Annotated in this window: 17 protein-coding genes; 7 read left to right on the forward strand and 10 right to left on the reverse strand. The window is 65.9% G+C overall.

Annotation, left to right across the window (positions count from 1 at the left end; translation table 11 throughout):
• Positions 1-12: 12 nt before the first annotated feature.
• A complete protein-coding gene (locus MU553_RS14320; protein ID WP_247378689.1) occupies positions 13-1,014 on the reverse strand; it encodes a PLP-dependent cysteine synthase family protein in 1,002 nt (333 codons plus the stop codon).
• Positions 1,015-1,136: 122 nt separating this feature from the next.
• Here MU553_RS14320 and MU553_RS14325 point away from each other — a divergent pair, with 122 nt between their 5' ends.
• Both MU553_RS14325 and MU553_RS14330 read left to right on the forward strand, forming a co-directional pair.
• Positions 1,137-1,589 (forward strand): DUF488 domain-containing protein, encoded by a 453-nt coding sequence (locus tag MU553_RS14325; protein ID WP_247378690.1) that lies wholly within the window; start codon positions 1,137-1,139, stop codon positions 1,587-1,589.
• Between the two features lie 72 nt (positions 1,590-1,661).
• Complete coding sequence (locus MU553_RS14330; RefSeq protein ID WP_247378691.1) at positions 1,662-2,069, forward strand: TlpA family protein disulfide reductase; 408 nt, start codon at positions 1,662-1,664, stop codon at positions 2,067-2,069.
• Between the two features lie 65 nt (positions 2,070-2,134).
• Here MU553_RS14330 and MU553_RS14335 read toward each other — a convergent pair whose 3' ends face one another.
• Positions 2,135-4,309 (reverse strand): thioredoxin domain-containing protein, encoded by a 2,175-nt coding sequence (locus MU553_RS14335; protein ID WP_247378692.1) that lies wholly within the window; start codon positions 4,307-4,309, stop codon positions 2,135-2,137.
• A 107-nt stretch (positions 4,310-4,416) separates the two neighbouring features.
• Here MU553_RS14335 and purD point away from each other — a divergent pair, with 107 nt between their 5' ends.
• Together purD and MU553_RS14345 are read left to right on the forward strand one after the other, a co-directional pair.
• Entirely contained in the window at positions 4,417-5,706 is a 1,290-nt protein-coding gene (gene purD / locus MU553_RS14340; RefSeq protein ID WP_247378693.1) for a phosphoribosylamine--glycine ligase, read from the forward strand.
• Between the two features lie 40 nt (positions 5,707-5,746).
• Positions 5,747-6,247 carry an acyltransferase gene (locus MU553_RS14345; RefSeq protein WP_247378694.1) on the forward strand — a complete coding sequence of 167 codons (501 nt, stop codon included), beginning with the start codon at positions 5,747-5,749 and terminating at the stop codon, positions 6,245-6,247.
• 199 nt (positions 6,248-6,446) lie between these two features.
• Here the strand turns inward: MU553_RS14345 and MU553_RS14350 are convergent, their stop codons facing one another.
• A complete protein-coding gene (locus MU553_RS14350) occupies positions 6,447-7,223 on the reverse strand; it encodes a mechanosensitive ion channel domain-containing protein (RefSeq protein ID WP_247378695.1) in 777 nt (258 codons plus the stop codon).
• 2 nt (positions 7,224-7,225) lie between these two features.
• Positions 7,226-8,038 carry a diadenylate cyclase DacZ gene (gene dacZ / locus MU553_RS14355; RefSeq protein ID WP_247378696.1) on the reverse strand — a complete coding sequence of 271 codons (813 nt, stop codon included), beginning with the start codon at positions 8,036-8,038 and terminating at the stop codon, positions 7,226-7,228.
• A 169-nt stretch (positions 8,039-8,207) separates the two neighbouring features.
• On the opposite strand from dacZ, the gene MU553_RS14360 reads away from it, so the two are divergent.
• On the forward strand, positions 8,208-9,032 hold the full coding sequence (locus MU553_RS14360; protein WP_247378697.1) for an alpha/beta fold hydrolase: 825 nt from the start codon (positions 8,208-8,210) through the stop codon (positions 9,030-9,032).
• A gap of 3 nt (positions 9,033-9,035) precedes the next feature.
• Here the strand turns inward: MU553_RS14360 and MU553_RS14365 are convergent, their stop codons facing one another.
• Both MU553_RS14365 and MU553_RS14370 read right to left on the reverse strand, forming a co-directional pair.
• On the reverse strand, positions 9,036-10,343 hold the full coding sequence (locus MU553_RS14365; RefSeq protein ID WP_247378698.1) for a cobyrinic acid a,c-diamide synthase: 1,308 nt from the start codon (positions 10,341-10,343) through the stop codon (positions 9,036-9,038).
• Positions 10,340-11,350, reverse strand: a complete 1,011-nt coding sequence (locus MU553_RS14370; RefSeq protein WP_247378699.1) for a nicotinate-nucleotide--dimethylbenzimidazole phosphoribosyltransferase — start codon at positions 11,348-11,350, stop codon at positions 10,340-10,342. Before MU553_RS14370 ends, MU553_RS14365 begins: the two co-directional genes overlap by 4 nt.
• A 133-nt stretch (positions 11,351-11,483) precedes the next feature.
• Between MU553_RS14370 and MU553_RS14375 the strand changes: the two genes are divergently transcribed.
• Positions 11,484-11,711, forward strand: a complete 228-nt coding sequence (locus MU553_RS14375) for a DUF7385 family protein (RefSeq protein WP_247378700.1) — start codon at positions 11,484-11,486, stop codon at positions 11,709-11,711.
• 1 nt (position 11,712) lies between these two features.
• Here MU553_RS14375 and rqcH read toward each other — a convergent pair whose 3' ends face one another.
• Positions 11,713-13,893 (reverse strand): ribosome rescue protein RqcH, encoded by a 2,181-nt coding sequence (gene rqcH / locus MU553_RS14380; protein ID WP_247378701.1) that lies wholly within the window; start codon positions 13,891-13,893, stop codon positions 11,713-11,715.
• Between the two features lie 84 nt (positions 13,894-13,977).
• On the opposite strand from rqcH, the gene MU553_RS14385 reads away from it, so the two are divergent.
• Entirely contained in the window at positions 13,978-14,616 is a 639-nt protein-coding gene (locus MU553_RS14385) for a DUF7979 domain-containing protein (RefSeq protein ID WP_247378702.1), read from the forward strand.
• Positions 14,617-14,618: 2 nt separating this feature from the next.
• Here MU553_RS14385 and MU553_RS14390 read toward each other — a convergent pair whose 3' ends face one another.
• From MU553_RS14390 to MU553_RS14400, 3 genes are all read right to left on the reverse strand, one after another.
• Positions 14,619-15,659, reverse strand: coding sequence for an NAD(P)/FAD-dependent oxidoreductase (locus MU553_RS14390; RefSeq protein WP_247378703.1), 1,041 nt, complete (start codon positions 15,657-15,659; stop codon positions 14,619-14,621).
• A gap of 84 nt (positions 15,660-15,743) precedes the next feature.
• Positions 15,744-16,499 (reverse strand): MBL fold metallo-hydrolase, encoded by a 756-nt coding sequence (locus MU553_RS14395; protein WP_247378704.1) that lies wholly within the window; start codon positions 16,497-16,499, stop codon positions 15,744-15,746.
• A 169-nt stretch (positions 16,500-16,668) separates the two neighbouring features.
• Positions 16,669-18,330 carry a tRNA uridine(34) 5-carboxymethylaminomethyl modification radical SAM/GNAT enzyme Elp3 gene (locus MU553_RS14400; RefSeq protein WP_247378705.1) on the reverse strand — a complete coding sequence of 554 codons (1,662 nt, stop codon included), beginning with the start codon at positions 18,328-18,330 and terminating at the stop codon, positions 16,669-16,671.
• Positions 18,331-18,449: the final 119 nt, after the last annotated feature.

The following is an 18,449-nucleotide window of genomic DNA, read 5'->3' on the forward strand; positions in this document are numbered from 1 at the left end:
AGGCAACGCGCTTCAGGCGTCGAACATCCCGGTCGACATGTAGCGTTCGCCTGAGTCCCAGAACAACGTCACGACGAGCGGGCAGTCAGCGAACGCTTCGCCGGCGGGATCGGTCGGGTCCGCGCCGTCCATGACGATGCCCGGCGGCGGACTCGACTCCGTGGGCGAGGGCGGGCACTCGGCGTCGGGGTCCGCAAGCCGCTCGGCGACGCGTCGGGCGACCAGGTTCGTTCCGCCGCTGGACTGCCCGACGAGGATGCCCTCCTCGCGGGCGAGGCGGCGACACTCCGCTTCCGCCGCGTCGATGCCGACTGTCTCGACCGAGTCGATCAGATCCACGTCGAGAATGTCGCTGACGAAGCCCGGTCCCATGCCCTGGAAGTCGTCCGGGCCGGATTCGCCGGTCGAGAGCACGGCGTTCGTCTCGGGTTCGACGGCGACGACCTCCATGTCGGGGTACGCCTCTTTCAGCCGGCGACCGGTGCCGGTGATGGTGCCGCCGGTGCCGACGCCGGCGACGAACGCGTCGGGTTCGCGGTCGCCGACCTGCTGGATGATCTCCTCGGCCGTCGTCCGGTAGTGGGCCTCGGGATTGGCCTCGTTCTCGAACTGACGGAGCTGGACCATACCTTCCTCGGCTTCGAGCCGGTCGGCGCGCTCCCGGGCGTCCGTCATTTCGCCCTCAACGAGTTCCAGGTCGGCGCCGTAGGCCTGCATGATGTTTCGGCGTTCCTCCGACTTCGAGGCGGGCATCACGATGGTGATGTCGTACCCTTTGGCCGCGGCGACGAGCGAGAGCCCGATCCCGGTGTTCCCGCTCGTGGGCTCGACGAGGTGGTCGCCGGGTTCGATCAGTCCCTCGCGCTCTGCGGCTTCGACCATCGCCAGGGCGGGCCGGTCCTTCGCCGACCCACCGGGGTTCTTCGATTCGATCTTCGCCGCGACCGTCGCGCCGGGCGGCGACTGCACCTGCACCAGCGGTGAGCCGATAGTTTCGAGAACAGACGAGTGCATTGTGGCGGGATATGGCGGCCCCGGTTAAGTGCCCCCTGTCTCCGGCAGCGTGTGCCTCCGACGGTGACATGAGTTCCACGTTCGCCCCCGTTCTTTTGACTCGTGCGACGCAACTGACGACTATGACCACCGACGAAGCTCGGAACTCTGCGGCTATCAGAGAAACCTACGCCGCAGCACTCCAGCACGAGCTCGTAGAGGTCGAGGACGACGCCAGCGTCGTCGGCGTCGTCCGCCGGCCGCCCGGCTGGTTCCGGGCGACGGTCGACGAGAACCGCCCGGAACTGGGGCCGCCAGAGCAGTTACTCGACGAGGTCAAACAGCGCCACGAGGACCTCAAGATGCAGGGAATGTGTGACGAAGGCGCGCACAACGCCGCCTGGGAGGAGTGTGACTTCGACGAGCGGTATCGAGACCACCTCGCCGACTCGTCTGCGGCCCAGGAAACTCTCGACGACCTCGTCACGGCAGCCGAGGGCGGAACGACGGTCGTCCTCGTCTGTTTCGAGGGCGAGAACAAACGCTGTCACCGCCACATGCTGATCGAGGAACTCAGGGCGCGACTGCACGCGTAACTCGTCGCCCGTCGGGCCGCGACGCCTGTCCGAAACCGGACGATTAAGCCGGTGGCCGGCCAACGGTCGCTCATGACCGAGGACGGACACCTCACGACGATGGAACCGGACCCTGTCTGGGACGCAGCGAGCTACGAGGACACGGTCGACACGCTCGCCGAACACGCCGACGACCTCGTGTTCAAAGTCTGGGGCGGCGACTGGTGCAAGGACTGTCGCTCCCAGTTGCCGGCGTTCGGTGCAGCCCTGGAAGCCGCGGAGGTCCCCGACGCGAACGTCGAGCACTACCCGACAGAGAAAGAAGACGACGGCTCGAAAACCGGCCCCGGCGTCGACGACTACGGCATCGAGTACATCCCGACGGTCGTCGTCGAACGGGCCGACACCGGCGAGGAACTCGCGCGGTTCGTCGAGAGCGAAGACGTCCCGATCGCGGTGTACCTGGCAAACCAGCTCGAAGCGGCTGACCTCGACGCCTGATCGATCGGCGTTCGTTTTTCTGTGTGATCCAGTTGCGGCCCAGAGCCACAACGAGGGCTAGTGGATCAGTCTTCGGTGCCGTCGAACCAGTCCAGCGCCGCGTCGATTTCGTGCCGCGGTGGCGAGCAGGTGAACTGCTGACAGGCGTAGACGGTCGGTTCGCCGTCTCGCCGTTCCCGGTCAGCCCAGATCGGCGGGGCCGCGTCGAGATGCAGGCTGTCGAGCCAGTCCTGCAACAGTTCGTCGGTCGGCGGACGCACCGAGAGGACCCGACCCGGGACGTAGCTGTCACCGACGGCCGCACGCCAGGCGTCGGGGAGTCCATCGGCGGCGACCGTCAACTCGCGCGCACCGCTGGCGTACTGGTCCGCGGCGAGCACCAGCGACGCGTGCTGCAGCGGGTTCGACTCGATCGAGCCGCCGTGGGTTTCGAGCACCTGTTCCGCGATCTCCGCGAAGCCCTCACGGGGGACGAAGTGGTCGAGCGCGAGTAACAACTCCGCTGCGACCCCGGCGCTCGACGGCGTCGACTGGTCGTTGAGTTCCTGCGGGCGTGCGACCAGGTCCTCACCGTCCGCGGGCGTGAAGTAGAGGGTGCCGGCGTCCTCGTCCCAGAAGTCCGCCTCGATGGTCCGCGCGAGGTCCAGGGCGAACCCGAGGTGGTCGACGTCGCCGGTCGCCTGATAGAGGTCGAAGGCGCCGCGAGCCAGGAACGCGTAGTCTTCGAGGTAGCCGTCGACTTTCACGTCCCCGTCTTTGTATCGACGGGAGAGCCGGCCCGCGTCGGCGTCCCAGAGTTGCTCGCGGACGAATGCGAGCGCGTCCGCGCCAGTTTCGGCGAGACCGTCGTTATCGGCCTGCGGCCGATTGCCCGAGGGACTTCGTCCCTCGCTGTCGCCAATCACGAGCGCGCCCTCCGCGAACGCCGAGATCATCAGGCCGTTCCAGCTCGCCAGGACCTTCTCGTCGCGGGCCGGGCGGGGGCGCTCGGCGCGGGCCTCGAACACCTGTTCCCGAGCGGTTTCGAGTCGGTCTTCGACCTCGGATTCGTCCACGTCGTAGTCCTCAGCGAGTTCCGAGATGCCCGCCGCGACGGTCAACACGGTCTGGCCCTCGAAGTTGCCGGATTCGGTGACGCCGAAGCGGTCACAGAACAGGTCGGCGTCCGTCTGGTCGGCCACCGCGTCGTGGACTTCACCGGGCGTCCAGACGTAGAAGGCGCCCTCCTCGTCCGCTCCAGCTTCGCCTTCGCTCTGGGCGTCGAGGGTGCTGAAGAAGCCACCGTCCTCGTGGGTCAACTCGCGCTCGACGAACGCGAACGTCTCGCGGGCGACCTCGCGGTAGCGCTCAGTTCCGAGGGCCTGGTAGCCTGCCAGCAGCGCGCGAGTGATTTCGGCGTTGTCGTACAGCATCTTCTCGAAGTGCGGGACGGTCCAGTCCCGGTCGGTGCAGTAGCGGTGGAAGCCGCCGCCCGCGTGGTCGTAGAGGCCGCCGTCGACCATCGCGTCGAGCGCTTCTTCGGCCACGTCGCGGTAGTCGTCCCGCCCCGTCCGCTCGTGGGCGCGCAGGAGGATGTGAATGCGGCCGGTTTGGGGGAACTTCGGGCCGCGGCCCCAGCCACCGTCCTGGCGGTCGGCACCACGAACTGCAGCCTGTGCGGCGGCGTCGAGCATCGTCTCGTCCGGGGCCTCGTCGGCCGGGTCGGGCGTCTCCTCGAGTTCACCCTTGACGGCCTGAGTCCACTGCTCTGCCCGGTCTTCGAGTTCGTCGCGGTCGGTCTCCCAGCTCCGGTGAATCCTGTCCAGGAGGTCGCCGAAGCCGGGCTGGCCGCGTTTCGGTTCCTTCGGGAAGTACGTCCCGACGAAGAACGGTTTCCCCTCGGGGGTGAGCCACGCGGAGAGCGGCCAGCCGCCGCGGCCGCTGGTCATCTGGCAGATCGTCTGATAGATGCTGTCGACGTCCGGGCGCTCCTCGCGGTCGACTTTGATGGGAACGAAGTGTTCGTTGAGTTGGCGGGCGATCTCCTCGTCCTCGAAGGACTCGTCTTCCATCACGTGACACCAGTGACAGGCCGAGTAGCCGATCGAGAGGAAGATCGGGACGTCTCGCGCCTGGGCGGCCATCAGCGCGGCGTCGTCCCAGGGTTGCCAGTTGACGGGGTTGTCGGCGTGCTGACGGAGGTAGGGGCTCTCCTCCTCGTCGAGTCGGTTGCGCTCGGTCGGGGGCGGGCCGTCGGTCATATCGTGGCGTTCGGTACGAGCACACAAAAGCCCGGGACACTGGGAACGAGAGGCGCAGGCGGTGGTTTATGGCAACGCTTACGTGACCGTGGCTCGCGCTTTCGCGTATGACAGAGACAGTGCTGCTGGTAGGTGGTGGTGGCCGCGAACACGCCATCGCCCGCGCGCTGGCCGACTCGGACGCCGACCTGTACGCCTGTGCCGGCAACCGCAACCCCGGCATCGCGACCGTCGCGGCGGGCTTCGAGACGCTCGAGACGACGAACCCGACCGCCGTCGTCTCCTACGCCGAGGAGGTCGACGCCGACCTGGCCGTCGTCGGCCCCGAGGCACCGCTCGCCGCTGGCGTCGCCGACGCTCTCGACGACGCCGGCATCTACGCCTTCGGGCCGCAGGAAGACGAGGCTCGCATCGAGACGGACAAGGGCTTCCAGCGCCGGTTCATGGCCGAACACGACATCCCCGGCTGCCCGGACTTCGAGGAGTTCCGCGACGCCGAGGCCGCCTGCGACTACATCGACGAGTACGACGGCGACCTCGTCGTCAAGCCCGCGGGCCTCACCGGCGGGAAGGGCGTTCGCGTCATGGGCGACCAGGTGGACGCTGCGGAGGCAAAGGAGTACATCCGCGAGTCCGACCACGAGCGCATCGTGCTCGAAGAGCGTCTCATCGGCGAGGAGTTCACCGTTCAGGGGTTCGTCGCCAACGGGCAACTGCGGGTCACCCCGGCCGTCCAGGACCACAAGCGCGCCTACGAGGGCGACGAGGGGCCCAACACCGGCGGGATGGGCAGTTACAGCGACGCGTCGCTGGAACTCCCGTTCATGACCGAAGAGGACTATCACGACGCCGTCGAGGTCATGGAGGCCGTCGTCGACGCGCTGGAGGGCTACAAGGGCGTCCTCTACGGGCAGTTCATGCTCACCGCCGACGGGATCAAGGTCGTCGAGTTCAACGCCCGCTTCGGTGACCCCGAGGCGATGAACACGCTGCCGGTCCTCACGACGGACTTCCTCGACGTGCTGACCGCTGCCCGCGACGGCGACGACCTTCCGAAACTCTCCTTCGAGCCGAAGGCCACGGTCTGTAAGTACGCCGTGCCGGACGGGTATCCGACCGACCCCGAGTCGGGTGCAAAGGTCCAGATCGACGAAGACAGCGCCGGTGACGCCATCCTCTTCTACGCCAGTGTCGACGAGCGCGACGACGGCATCTACACCACCACGTCGCGCTCGTTCGCCGTGGTGGGCGTCGCCGAAACCATCACGGACGCAGAGGAGATCGCCGAGAACGCGCTCCAGGAGGCAGGCACCGAGGGCCTCCGCGTCCGCCACGACATCGGCAAGCCCGACCTCGTCCAGCAGCGGATCGACCACATGGACGAACTGCGCGACTAGGCAGTTCGTTTTTTATTTTCGGCCGTCATCTGTGCGGATAGTGCCAGACTCAGAGGAGCAACACCGACACGACCGCACGACAGCCCACGCGACCCCGGGACCGCTGAACTCCCTCCAGCACTGGCTAGAGGCGCGCAACCCGCTCGTCGTCTGTCTCAACTACGCCGTCATCGTCCTGGCGCGGATCGCCCCGAGTCTGCGACTAAAGAGCTGGTTGCTCCGCCGGATCGGCGTCACGGTCGGCGAGGGGGTGTCGTGGGGATTAGAGTCGACGCCCGACGTGTTCTGGCCGGAACTGGTCACCGTCGAGGACCACGCGATCATCGGCTACGACGTGACGCTGCTCTGCCACGAGTTCCTCCAGGACGAGTACCGCACGGGCGAGGTGATCGTCGGCGAGCGCGCGATGATCGGCGCTGGAGCGATCGTCCTTCCGGGCGTCGAGATCGGCGAGGGCGCCCAGGTCGCGGCGAACTCGCTCGTGACCGAAGACGTGCCGCCCGAGACGACTGTGGCTGGCGTGCCGGCCGAAGAAGTGTAGGTGCCTCAGTTTTCCACGGCTAGCATCCGTCGAGCGCGCTGAACGTGCGAGACGGGTCACGCGACCGAGCAGTAGCGAGCTCGCGCTTTTTCACGCTTTTCGAGCAGCGAGGGACCGACGGTCCCTCTGTCTGCGAACGGACCTTCGGCCGGTGAGCAGAGAGCGGTTCGCGGGGCGAACCCGCCGGAGAAAACGGTGGTCAGTCACGAACTCGGACGATGCCGTTCTGGAACACCCGTTGATTCGGGATGATGTACTCCTCGCCGTCGTTCTCGATGTGGGTGACGAACAGGTCGACCTCCTGGACGATGCCGGTGTTGTCCTGGACGCGGATCTCGTCACCGATGCTGTAGGGTTCGTTCAACAGCAGGTACACGCCCGCGGCGCCGGCGGCGAGCAGGTCCTTGAACGCCAGTCCGCCGAGGAACACGACGCCGAACACGTACGCCGCGAGCATCACGAGCAGGGCGTTGGTCGCGACGCCGAGCTGGCTCAGTGCGATGAGCGCCGCGATGTAGAAGACGCTGTACTTGACCAGCGTCGGGATCACGCCGACTTCCGGGAGTTTGACGCCCCGGAGTCGCTCGCTGACCAGGAGACCCGCCTTCTCGCCGATGACCAGCCCGACGATGACAGCCAGGGCCGCGATGAACACCTGCGGGAGGAACGTGGCGATCGACGTCCAGAACGTGTAGGTGTCCAGCAGTTCGGCGATCTGGAGGGCCGCCAGGGCACCGCTGATGTAGATCGCGAGGGCGACGATCTGCGAGAGGACGCCCACCGTCGAGGTGCCCAGGCCGCGGGCGGTTCGCTCGAACGCCGTGCCTTCGACGGTCTCGGAGAGGCCGAAGGCCTCCAGCACGCGGCGCGCCAGCCGACTGACGGTGTAGCCAATGACCAGTCCGACGACGAAGATCGCACTGGCGAGCAAGAACCGAGAAGTCGTCACGTACTGGGAGAGACCGTCGAGGAACATCGTCAGTACTCCTCCGGGTCGAGTTCGAGGATCAGCTCACCACCTTTGAAAGCGCGCACCAGGCCGTCACTTTCGCTCAGGACGACCGCGATCGCGTTCGTGTCCCGCGTGATCGCGCCCGCGGCCATGTGTCTCGCACCGAGTCCTTTGGGGATGTCGACGCCCTCGGCCGACGGTTCGAGGTAGCGGTACGCCGAGACGATCTTCCCGGAGTCGGAGATGACGAACGCGCCGTCGAGCCGCGAAAACTCCTTCAGCATCACGTTCACGATGGGGTCGCCGACGTGAACGTGGGACTTCTCGAAGGGATTGTACGAGAGCGGGCGCGACTTGTTCATCACCTTTCCGGCGTCGCCAACGACGAACAGCGCGCCGACCGGCTTGCCTTTCTGGCCTTTCTTGCCCAGTTCGATCGCGACTTCGAGGACGGCCTTGATCACCGCTGGTTCGGCGCGCGAGTCGGTAAACAGGCCGTAGACGCCGGACGGCGAGAAGTTGTTCGCCTTGACTCGCATCACGGTGTCGATGTCCTCGTCGAAGGTTTTGGTCGCACAGGCGATTTCGGCACCCTCGTCGATCAGGTCCGTGTCCAGCGCGCCCTCGACGCCGAACCTGACGCGACTGGCCACGTCGTTGAACTCCAGGGGCAACTCGACGAACTCGTCGGCCCCGACGCTGTTTTCCTCGGCGACGACCACCACCAGCGTGTCCTCTACGTCTGCGAAATCCTGATAGAACGACGAACTCGGAGAGAACAAAAAGATTGCATCGACGTCTGCGACGATATCCCCGAGGAGGTCACGCAGGTTACTCATTGTTCTATCAACCCAACTAGCACGAAAAAGCTTTGCGGCGGCGTCTTGCGGACGTCTCACCTCTGTCACACGTTCGGCGAAGGAACCACCCGAACTAAGACGAAAAACGAGTACTATTCAGGGCGAACCGGCTCGTAACTATAAATAGCACGCGTCCATCTGGTGTGACATGGTGACTCACCCTGACGATCCGGCCCCCGCGACCGAGATGTACCGTCATCGGACAGAAACGCTCTCCGTCGACCGCGGCGAGGGGCCACCGCTCGTGCTCAGCCACGGGACGTTGATGGACTGGACGATGTTCCAGCCCCAACTCGACGCGCTGGCAGACGACTACCGCGTCGTGACCTACAACAATCGCGCCCGGACGGACAACTGGCAAGGCCCCTACGACCTGGACGACCTGGCCGACGACTGCCGAACGCTGATGGACGCGAAGGGCATCGACTCCGCCGTCCTCGGGGGCATGTCGATGGGCGGGTTCATGGCGCTCCGCTTCGCACTGCGGTATCCCGATGCCCTCGAAGGCATCGTTCTCATCGACAGCATGGCGAAACCCCACTCCGAGGACGACCAGGAGCAGTACGAGGAGATGGTCGAGAAGACGAAGGCCACCAACGAGGTGCCCGAGCAGATGGCCGAGATCGTCTCGAATCTCCTCTTCGGTCGGACTTCTATCGAGGAACGGACCGACCTCGTCGACCACTGGAAAGACCGGTGGCTCACCTACCCTGGCGAGGCGGTGTACGACGAGGTCAAATCCTGGCTCCACCGGCCGGGCGTCGAAGACCGACTGGACGAGATCGAGGTGCCGGTCCTCATCGTCCACGGTGAAGAGGACATCTCCATCGAGCCGGAGATGACGGAACCGATGGTCGACCAGTTGCCGAACGCTCGCCGGGTCACGATTCCCGAAGCCGGCCACTCGTCGAATCTAGAGAACCCCGAACCGGTCAACGACGCGATCCGGTCGTTCCTCGCCGACGTGTACTGATTCCTACCGGACGGCATCGAGAAACCGATCGAATGCCCCGCTTTCTGCGTGGACGTGCGCGTACGTGCCGAGCGTCTGGTACTCGGTCAGACCGTCCTGTCCGTCCACGATGCCGTCGCCACGCTCGACCTCGAAGGCGAATCGAGCGTCTCGGTCGACGTTTGCACTGCTGTAGTGGAACTCGTGGCCGCGGAGCGTCTCGCCCGACGCTGAAGTGAGCGTGCCGCGCGTGGCGCGCAGTTCGACGTGGTCGAGCGCCTGGTAGCGGTCGTGCATCTCGACGTCGGCCGGCAGCACGCCGGCCATCTCGCCGCGCTCTCCGTCGGCGGTCGTCAGTGACCGACAGAGCGCCATCAGGCCGCCGCATTCGCCGAACACCGGCAAGCCGTCAGCGGCTCGCTCACCGATGGTGTCGAGCGCGGGACTGTCAGCCAACGCATCGACGTGGAGTTCGGGATAGCCGCCCGGGAGGTAAACACCGTCGCACTCCGGTAGGTCGTCACCGGCAGTCGGCGCGAACGTCACCACGTCGGCGGCGGCCCGAAGCCGTTCGATCGTGGCTGGGTAGCGAAAGCAGAACGCCGCATCGTCTGCGACGGCAACGCGGCCGTCGCCGGCGTCTGCTGACTGGTCCCGCTCCAGTTCAGGTTTCGGTGGCGCTCGCGCAACCTCGAATAGCTGATCCACGTGAAGGTTTTCGCTGGCTGCAGCGAGTGTCTCGTCGTCCAGCGGTGACTCCGCACCCATGTGGAGCCCGAGGTGGCGGTCCGGAATCTCCAGGTCGGCGGTCGGGGGAACCCGACCGAGATACGCCAGGTCGTCGGGGAGCGCGTCTCTGATGCCGTCGGCGTGGCGGCCGCCGTGGGCGCGCTGGGCGATGACGCCGGCCACGTCGATCTCTCGGTCGATAGCAGTCGCGTACTCGCGGAATCCCAGCGCGGTCGCGGCAACGCTCTCCATCCCGGCTTTCGCGTCGACCACGAGGACGACGGGGAGGTCGAGCGCTTCGGCGACCATCGCCGTACTGGAGCAGTCGCCGTCGTACAGACCCATGACGCCCTCGACGACGCAAACGTCCCCGGTACCCCGATGGTAGTTGCGGCGAAGCCCGTCGCTGCCTTCGAGCCACAGGTCGAGCGTGCGAGAGGGCGCGTCGGCGACGACCGCGTGGTGGCTCGGGTCGATGAAATCCGGGCCGGCTTTCGCGGGCTGGACGGCGTGGCCCGCGTCCTGCAGTGCGCGAATCGTCGCCAGCGTCGCGACGGTCTTCCCGACGCCCGATCTCGTGCCGGCGAGGACGATCCCCTTCACGGCGTTGGCTCCGCTTCGCCCGCGTCGAGCAACCGATCGTACACTGACAAGATTCGATCGCGCACGTCGGCCATCGGGACCTGCGTCTGGTCGGCCAGCGCCAGCGCACCACCCATACCGACGCCTTCCTTGGCCTCGCCGGCGACGTAGGCGTTCGTGGCGGGATGCTCCACCGCTTCGAAGCCCGGGTCGGTCACCGTCGGTTCGACGTCGAGCGTGGCCGCGGCGTCCCGGAAGTCGATGGCGTCGTCGTCCGCAACGAAGGACGTCGTCGCTAGCGAGATCGGCCCCTCGACGCCGTAGTGGCGTGCGGCCGCAGCAGCAGCCAACAACTGCGTGCCACCGGCCAGCGTGACTGCCGTCCCGGTTTCGGTCAACCCGCGGATCAGCCCCGTCACCGTCGCCAGCACGGGGTCTCCCATCCGTCGCAGGGCGACGCCGGGGTTCCCAGCTGCTCCGCCAGGCTCGACGCCGCTCGTCTCCAGGCCCTCGGCGACGACGTCTTCTTTCAGTTCGAGCGGGTTCTCCGGGAGCGACGAGGAGACGGTCGCCTCCTCGCCGAGCGCTCGCAGGAGACCCAGCGCCGTCGTGGTGCCGCCGGGGATGGTCTCAGCGAGGTACACCTCGTCGTCCGGGATCGCCTGGCCGAACTGCCGGGCGGCCGCCACGACTCCCTGTGCCGTCGGCACCGGGTCGTCTTCGCGGACGTCTCCGCCCGGTCGTGCGCCGACGGTCACGGTGGGCGCACCCGTCGGCTCCGCGAGCCCCCCGTCGACGACGGTCACGTCCAGGTTGAGCAGTTCTTTGACGGCTCGCGTGACGACCGCCGGCGTCGGACACCCGGTCGGACTGACCGGCACGACCGGTGCCCGGATCGGCTCGCCATACGCGACGATTTCCGCGTCGGCGCTCGGCGTGTGAACCATCGCCTCCGGGTCCGCCCCAGCAGCACTGATTCCCTCGATCGCAGCCGTCTCGGTCGTCCCTGCGACCAGTAGCAGCCGCATCTATCGGCCCTCCGTCGCTCGACTGTGTTCCATGTTCGTTGGATTAGCACAACCCGACTTTAATTCATGCGCTCGCCGGTCGGTGACGTGTTTCGTCGTTTGATTTATACTCGCCCGGAGACCCCACTAGGGTATGGAAGATTACGACGAACTGGTGTCATCGCTGACGCCGCGTCAGGAGAGCGATTCGGTCAGCATCTACCAGAACACAGTCGGCATCGCCTGTCCCGCCTGCGAGCAGTCGTTCGACAACCTGATCGTCTGCAAAGACGAGTACAACTCGCTCGAACTCGACTTCGCGATGGACCTCTGTACTGCTACCCACGAGGGCAACCCCCTCCTATTCACGCACAAGCACTAGCTCAGTCGTCGATCATTCGGCTGCCGCCCGGCGGCAGGAACTCCTGGATGCGGTCGGGACTGGCGACATTCCGGACGAACGTCTCGTCGGCGAATCGACCCTTCAACTCCCGGTAGAGCATCTTCGCGATGTCGTTTTGCGCGTACTGGCCCGGTTCGACGCGGATGCTCGTCTCCGTGTCCGGTTCGATGGCCGTGGGCGGCCCGCCGATGACGCGCGTGTCCGGTTCACAGCGAATGCCCACCGCGACTTCGGCCGCGACGTCCCGGAAGTACTCGCGGTCGCCGCGGACGGCGAACCCGCCTTTTTCGAGGAACTCGCCGCTCTCGGGCGTCTTCGAGACCTGGTCGGGATCGACCATGTACACGTCGTCGGCGAACTTCCCTTCCTTCCAGACCGAGGAGTACGCGAGGGCGAACTGCGCGGCCTCGTCGAGCGTCGACTGCGGGAAGTCGATGTCCTTCGAGGGTTCGCTGGGGCCGGTGGCTTTGAGAATCGTGACAGGGCCACCGTGGGCCTGCGCGTGGAGGAACTTGTCGCCGCGGTCCATGTACTTCTTGACGAGTTCCTCGTTCTGGTCGGCGTTGCGCCCGCCGATGACGAGGAAGTCGTCGCTCGTGCGGAACCACCGGTACTCCTCGTACCAGTGTTCGGATTGGCGGACCGGGATCGAGGCCTTGGAGAGCCAGTCGATCTCCTCCTGTTCGTCCGCTTCCTCGGCCGGTTGCTCACCCGCGTCTTCCCGTTCCCACTCCTCGCGGCGCTGTTTGATCTCGTCCAGTTCCTCGCGCTGGTCCTCGATAGCCGCTTGTGCGCCCTCCTTTTTCTCCTCGATGCGCTTTGCCTCGGTGTAGCGCTGATCAGCGTTCTTCTCGACGCCCATCGTCGTGTCGACGGTGACGCGGTGCTCGCCGAGTTCGATGGTGACCGTCCCCTGGCTGCCGTCCACGCCCTGAACCGCCTCGGCCGCAGGGATGCCCTGCTCGGCACCCTGTTCGAACTTCGCTTCGATGTCGTCCCAGGGCACGTCTTCCGCACGCGCACCCTGCACCGTCGAGATGATGTCGTCGACGAGGTCGTAGTTCGCGTACAGCAGTTCCGCCTTCTCACGTTCTGCCTCGGCGTCGGCCTCGAAGTCCTCGATGGCGGACTCCTGTTGCTGGATGATACGCTGTTTCTTCTCGATCTCGGCCTCGAAGTCCGGGCGCTGGCGGCCGCCGCCGGTGCTCTCGTCCTCGCCGGCGGCTTTGCGCTCGTCGGCCGCGTAGTTGGTGTAGTAGTCGTCCAGCGCTTCGGTGAACGTGTCGAACGCCTCGCTCGGCCGGTCGGCGTACTCCTCCATCGGCACTGGCGTCACGTCGATGCGCGGGCCGCGGTCGTCATCGCCGTCGTCGCCGTCGTCGCCGTCGTCGCCGTCGTCGCCGTCGTCGTCCTCGGCGTAGTAGACGCGCGGGTCCAGATCCGCCCGACTGATGCGCTCCCGTAGGTCCTCGACGACCCGGAACAGTTCCTCGTAGTCTGACTCGTCGGCGTCGGCGATGTCTTTCGTCTTCTCGACGCCGGCGCGAGTGCAGATTTCCTCACCCCAGAAGCCGCCGAAGTCCAGTTGGGTCGCGAGCGTCCGGACCACGTCGGTGTCGGAGTCGGCCATCCGGGCGGCGAACGCCTCGTAGTCGGCGGTGAGCGGGTTGAAGCGAGCGGACGGGAACTCGTACTGAGAGCCCGGCGCGACGGTGCGGGACTTGAGCCGGACGGTTTCCAGGCAATCGACCACTTCGCCGTTGGTGTCCAGCACCGCGACGTTTCCGTCGCCGAACAGCTCCGCGACGATGGTCGTGTCCTGGTCCTCGCGCTCGAAGTGGAACTCGACGATCCGGTCGAATTCGTACTGCTCGGCACCGACGAAATCGGCACCGGAGAGACGGTTTCGGAGCATCATCGCGAAGTTCGGCGGTCGGCCAGGGGCGTCCGGGACGTTCTCCTGGGCAGCGACGCGCACGTGTTTCGTCTCGCCCACGTCGACGAGGAGTTCGAGACGGCCACGGTCGAAATCGCGACACTTCAGTCGGAGAAGGCCGTCGTCGTAGAGATAGGCCTTGTCGACTTTCGCCCCCTCGTAGCGCCCCAACTCGCCGGTCAGCGCCGCGAGGTCGACGCTGGTGAGTTCCCGCTTTCGGTCCATGTTCCAGGGTTCAGCGGGCGTGCAAAGAGGGTGTCGTTCGCCCCCGAAAGCACTTATCGGTCCCTCCTCCCCGTTCGAAACATATTGCGTAACCAATACCTTCCCGTCCTCGTCGTTCTCGTCGGGCTGGTGACAATCGTCGGACCACCGGTGCTGTTCGACACCGACGCTCCCGAGAAGTATCCCGTCGACGTGGAGCGAGTCAGCGAACCGACCGACTACGAGACCGTGAGCTACGCGAATCTCTCTGCGCCGACACAGCGAGTGTTCAGACGTGCGCTGGAAAACAACGGATCAGCCACCGTCGAAGGGGCCGAGAACGTTCCACCGGAGTTCGAGCGAGTGGTTAACATCACCGACGCCGTGGGGAAGACCCCGGGCAGAGTCGTCGTCTACGAGGAATCACGATATCTGATGCAGATGCACGGGAGTTCGACACCTGTGAGCGCATATATTCTCCCCCTCGTGCTCTTCGTCTACGGGATCTCGACGACCGTCGCTGGCCTCGCCTTCATCGGCCGCACCCGAAAACAGTGGGGAGATGTCGTGCTCGCGCTGTATCTCGTCGTCGCGGTAGCTATCCTTGCTGTCGGAATGGTCGATGCGAGACGGTTCCTCGAGGACGGGTGGTTCGATGCGGTCTCCGGGATTGCGCTCGCCGGCATCGCGGGAGCCGGTGGGCTGGTTCTCTGGCGGATGCTAGGATACTGGCAGGCGGACTAACATTACCCGCCGAATCGCTCGCTCATCCGCTCTCCCGTCTCCAGTCCGCAGCGGAGCGCGGCGTGGACGCGAGCCTCGCCGGTGACCCAGTCCCCTGCGAAATAAAGGTCGTGACTGGCCCCTTTCTCCAGCACGTCGTCCTCGATAGCGCCTTCGGGTTGCGCGTATCGCCAGAACTGGGCGTCGGTCCAGTCGGGGGCGGCGAGATCGGCGTCGTCGAGCAGGTCTGCCACCATGTCCGAGACTGCATCGGTGAGTTCCGTCTCCGAGACGTCGTGGTGTTCGACCGACCAGTCGTGGGCCATCTGGACGACCAACAGGCTCTCGCCGTCGGGGACGTGTCCGTCCTTGCAGTCCTCGCGCGAGAGCCACCCGACGTCGTGGTCCTTGTCCGAGTTCACCAGCCCGTAGTACGGCAGGTCGATCTCGAACGGGTAGTGCAGGACGGCCGAAATGATCGTCCGGTACGGAACGGTCGCAATCCTCCGGCGGAGTTCGCGGCAGAGGCGGTGCTCCCAGTTCGCCGATCCGAACAGGTCCGAGGTCTGGGGCGCCGGGGGCGTCAGGAGGACCGCATCGAACGCGCCGAGGTCCGACCCACCGTCGTCGCGAAGTCGCCAGCCGTCGTCTTCGCGGACGGGTTCGGCGACGCGAACCCCGTGTTCGATCGCCGCATCGGTTTCGGCGAACAGCCGCTTTCCGAGTTGGGTGATCCCCGTCTCGTAGGACCACTTGTGTTCGTCGGCGTCGCGACCCTCCGAAATCTCCCCGTCGCCGTCGAACGTCCAGATCGGCTCCTCGATGTCGACGAGCCCGTCGTCGTCGAGCACCTCGGTGAGGAGGGTCGACACGCGATCGTCGTCGGATTTGACGTAGTTCGCGCCGTGGTCGTAGGTACAGCCGTTCTTCCGACGCGTCGCCGCGCGACCGGAGACGCCCTGGCTCTTCTCGAACACCGTGAGATCGACGTTCGCGTCTCGCAGCGCGTACGCCGCGCCGGCCCCTGCCGCCCCGGCCCCGACGATCGCCACCTCGTCAGTCATAGCTCGTAGGTCGACCCCGACAGTGAGAAAACTTCCGACCCGTGGGCAGTTGGTACGCGACCGGCCACCATCTCGGACCGGGTCTCAGAGCTGTTCGATCAGCCGCTCCATGGCCACGCCGCCACCGCTCGTCATCGGCGTCCCGTGACCCATACAGGCCACCTCGAAGTCGTCCGCTCGGTCGCCGAAGCGACGAATGCTCTCGCGGAGTTCGCGCATGTCGTACGAATCCAGCCAGAACGGCGGCGTCAGTTCGCCGTCCTCTTCCCAGACGAGGTCCCCGAGGAACGCCGCTCCGTCGTCGTGGACGTACGCAGTATGCCCCGGGTTGTGACCGGGCGTGTGGTGTGCCGTGAACCGTCCGACGCGATCGCCGTCCTCGACGGGTTCGACCGTCAGTCCGTCCGGGAGCGGCGCGACTTTGCGAGCGATCCGATGGAAGAGTCCCTTGTGATGGAACGCGTCGGGATCGTGGTCGCCGTCGACCATGCGGGCGTCGTCGCTCCCGAGATACACCGGCGCCGTCAACTCGTCGGCGATGCGATTCAAACCGGTCGTGTGATCCAGGTCGTAGTGCGTCAGGAGGACGCGGTCGATGTCACCGATCGCGTAGCCTGCAGCCGCCAGTTCGTCCCTGATGGACTGGAGGTTCCAGAACAGTCCGGCGTCGACGAGCGTGACGCCAGCGTCGCTCTCTGTCCCCGTTCCGCCGTCCACTGCCGTCCCCCGAGTGCCGGAGCGAGACCCGCCGGTATCGTCGACGAGGTAGGCGTTGGTCGCCAGCGGCGGGACCAACCCGAGGTCCAGCAACCACACGCCGTCTGCCAACTGTTGGGCCATTGGACCAGATCTAGGGGTTCAGCGGAGAAAAGTCACGCGCCCCCACCTTTTACTTCGTCGGGTGTGCTCACGGTGTTCATACACCACTCCTCGCAAAAGCTCGATCAAAACTGCCGCTCGCTCCCGCTGGTCGCTCGCGGTACGAGAGCTTGCTCAGCAACCGCACCGACTACAACCGCTTGCTCACGTACGGCCCGTCCTGCTTGTAGCCGAGCTTCTTTCGGTAGTACTCCCGGACGCCGATACCGGAGAGGACGGCCAGCTTCTCGTAGCCGCCTTCGATGGCGAGTTCTTCGGCTTTCTCCAAGAGCCGGCGACCGTAGCCACGGTGCTGGTGCTGGTCGTCTTCGCTCTGCTGGCCGACGCCGACTTGGCTGCCGTAGACGTGGAGTTCCCGGACGAGCGCGGCGTCGTCGAGTTCCCGGCGCACCGGATCGTTTGGGAACCGGAGCCGGCAGAAGCCGACGAGGAGGTCCTTCTCGGGGTCCTCGAAGCTGATGAAGTGCTCGCGGCCGCCGCCGGCCTCGTACTCCACGACGTCGAGTTCGATCTGTTCGGGGTCCTCGTCGTTCATCCCGACCTCGCGACAGCGGATGCAGTCGCAGGTCCAGCCGTGCTCGTCCATCTTCTTCCGGGCGAGCTGTCGGAGGTTGGACTTCCAGACCCCCGCTTCGATGAAGTCGGCCGGGATGTCGCGCTGGACGCGCTGGAGGCGCGTGTACTTGGGGATCATCGACTTGATCTCGGCGACGAGTTCGGCGGCCTGCTCGTTGCCCAGCGGCTCGTAGTCGTCCCGGTGCCACATGTCGTAGGTGGCCGTCCCCTCGACGATGAGCGTCGGGTAGATCTTGAGGTAATCGGGCCGCCAGTCCGGGTCCGAGAAGATGCGCCGGAAGTCCTCCAGACACATCTCCTCTGACATGCCGGGCTGGCCGGGCATCATGTGGAAGCCGACCTTGAACCCCGAGTCGCGGAGGCGGCGGTTGGCGTCGATCGAGTCCTGCACGCCGTGGCCGCGGTGCATCTCGCGGTTGATCCGCTCGTAGGTCGTCTGGACGCCGACCTCGACCTTCGTCCCCCCCAATCTCAGCATCCGGTCGATCTGCTCGGGGTCACACCAGTCTGGCTTGGTCTCGAACGTGGTGGCGACGTTGCGCACGTCCGCCGTCTCGTTCTCGGTGACGACGTCCTCGAGGTAGCGGAACTCGTACTCGTCGGGGTCCTCGGCGAAGCTCTCGCCCTCGGCGGGTTCGGGCTGGCCGTTCACGTCGTAGTCGTTCATCGCCTCGATGGCGCGCTTGACGAACCACTCCTGGTAATCGTGGCTGCGGGCGGTCATCGTCCCGCCCATCAGGATGAGTTCGGCCTTGTCGACCGGATGGCCGATCTCTCGCAACTGTTCCAGCCGGAGCGTGACCTGCCCGTACGGGTCGTAGTCGTTCTGTTTCCCGCGCGCGGCCGCTGGCTCGTGGCCGGTGTAACTCTGCGCGGAGGAGAACTCCGAGTCGGGGCCGCCGGGACAGTAGAGACACTTCCCGTGTGGGCACCGCTCGGGCGAAGTCATGATAGCGATCGGCGAGACGCCCGACGCCGTCCGAACCGGCTTGCGCTGGAGGACTTCTTCGAGTTCTTCGCGGCGTTCGAGCGGCGCGAAATCCAGAATCTCGGAGTTCTTCGGCACCTTCGGCGAGGAGTACTCCGAACAGACCTGTAGCTTGGTCTTCTCGACCTCGTCGCGTTCGAGTTCGCCGGCCAGGATGCGGTCGACGAGTTCCTGACAGACCTGCTCGAAGGCCTCCGTCTCCGTCGGGTCGGACGTCTCTGTACTCATTCGCAGTTGTCTCCCTATCGTCTACTCGGGCGAATAAGCGTGTCGTCTCGGCCAGTGTCCGTGTCGATCGCCTGTCGACAGTGGCCCGACGTGTCAGCAGACGACGATAGCTATATTTC

The sequence above is a fragment of the Halorientalis brevis genome, assembly GCF_023077655.1.

What these genes read in the sequence shown, in the direction of transcription:
- MU553_RS14395 (WP_247378704.1), bottom strand. Translation starts at nt 16,499, where the DNA reads ATGGCCCAACAGTTGGCAGACGGCGTGTGGTTGCTGGACCTCGGGTTG.
- MU553_RS14335 (WP_247378692.1), bottom strand. Translation starts at nt 4,309, where the DNA reads ATGACCGACGGCCCGCCCCCGACCGAGCGCAACCGACTCGACGAGGAG.
- MU553_RS14390 (WP_247378703.1), bottom strand. Translation starts at nt 15,659, where the DNA reads ATGACTGACGAGGTGGCGATCGTCGGGGCCGGGGCGGCAGGGGCCGGC.
- rqcH (WP_247378701.1), bottom strand. Translation starts at nt 13,893, where the DNA reads ATGGACCGAAAGCGGGAACTCACCAGCGTCGACCTCGCGGCGCTGACC.
- MU553_RS14330 (WP_247378691.1), top strand. Translation starts at nt 1,662, where the DNA reads ATGACCGAGGACGGACACCTCACGACGATGGAACCGGACCCTGTCTGG.
- dacZ (WP_247378696.1), bottom strand. Translation starts at nt 8,038, where the DNA reads ATGAGTAACCTGCGTGACCTCCTCGGGGATATCGTCGCAGACGTCGAT.
- MU553_RS14375 (WP_247378700.1), top strand. Translation starts at nt 11,484, where the DNA reads ATGGAAGATTACGACGAACTGGTGTCATCGCTGACGCCGCGTCAGGAG.
- MU553_RS14350 (WP_247378695.1), bottom strand. Translation starts at nt 7,223, where the DNA reads ATGTTCCTCGACGGTCTCTCCCAGTACGTGACGACTTCTCGGTTCTTG.
- MU553_RS14360 (WP_247378697.1), top strand. Translation starts at nt 8,208, where the DNA reads ATGGTGACTCACCCTGACGATCCGGCCCCCGCGACCGAGATGTACCGT.
- MU553_RS14320 (WP_247378689.1), bottom strand. Translation starts at nt 1,014, where the DNA reads ATGCACTCGTCTGTTCTCGAAACTATCGGCTCACCGCTGGTGCAGGTG.
- purD (WP_247378693.1), top strand. Translation starts at nt 4,417, where the DNA reads ATGACAGAGACAGTGCTGCTGGTAGGTGGTGGTGGCCGCGAACACGCC.
- MU553_RS14325 (WP_247378690.1), top strand. Translation starts at nt 1,137, where the DNA reads ATGACCACCGACGAAGCTCGGAACTCTGCGGCTATCAGAGAAACCTAC.
- MU553_RS14400 (WP_247378705.1), bottom strand. Translation starts at nt 18,330, where the DNA reads ATGAGTACAGAGACGTCCGACCCGACGGAGACGGAGGCCTTCGAGCAG.
- MU553_RS14370 (WP_247378699.1), bottom strand. Translation starts at nt 11,350, where the DNA reads ATGCGGCTGCTACTGGTCGCAGGGACGACCGAGACGGCTGCGATCGAG.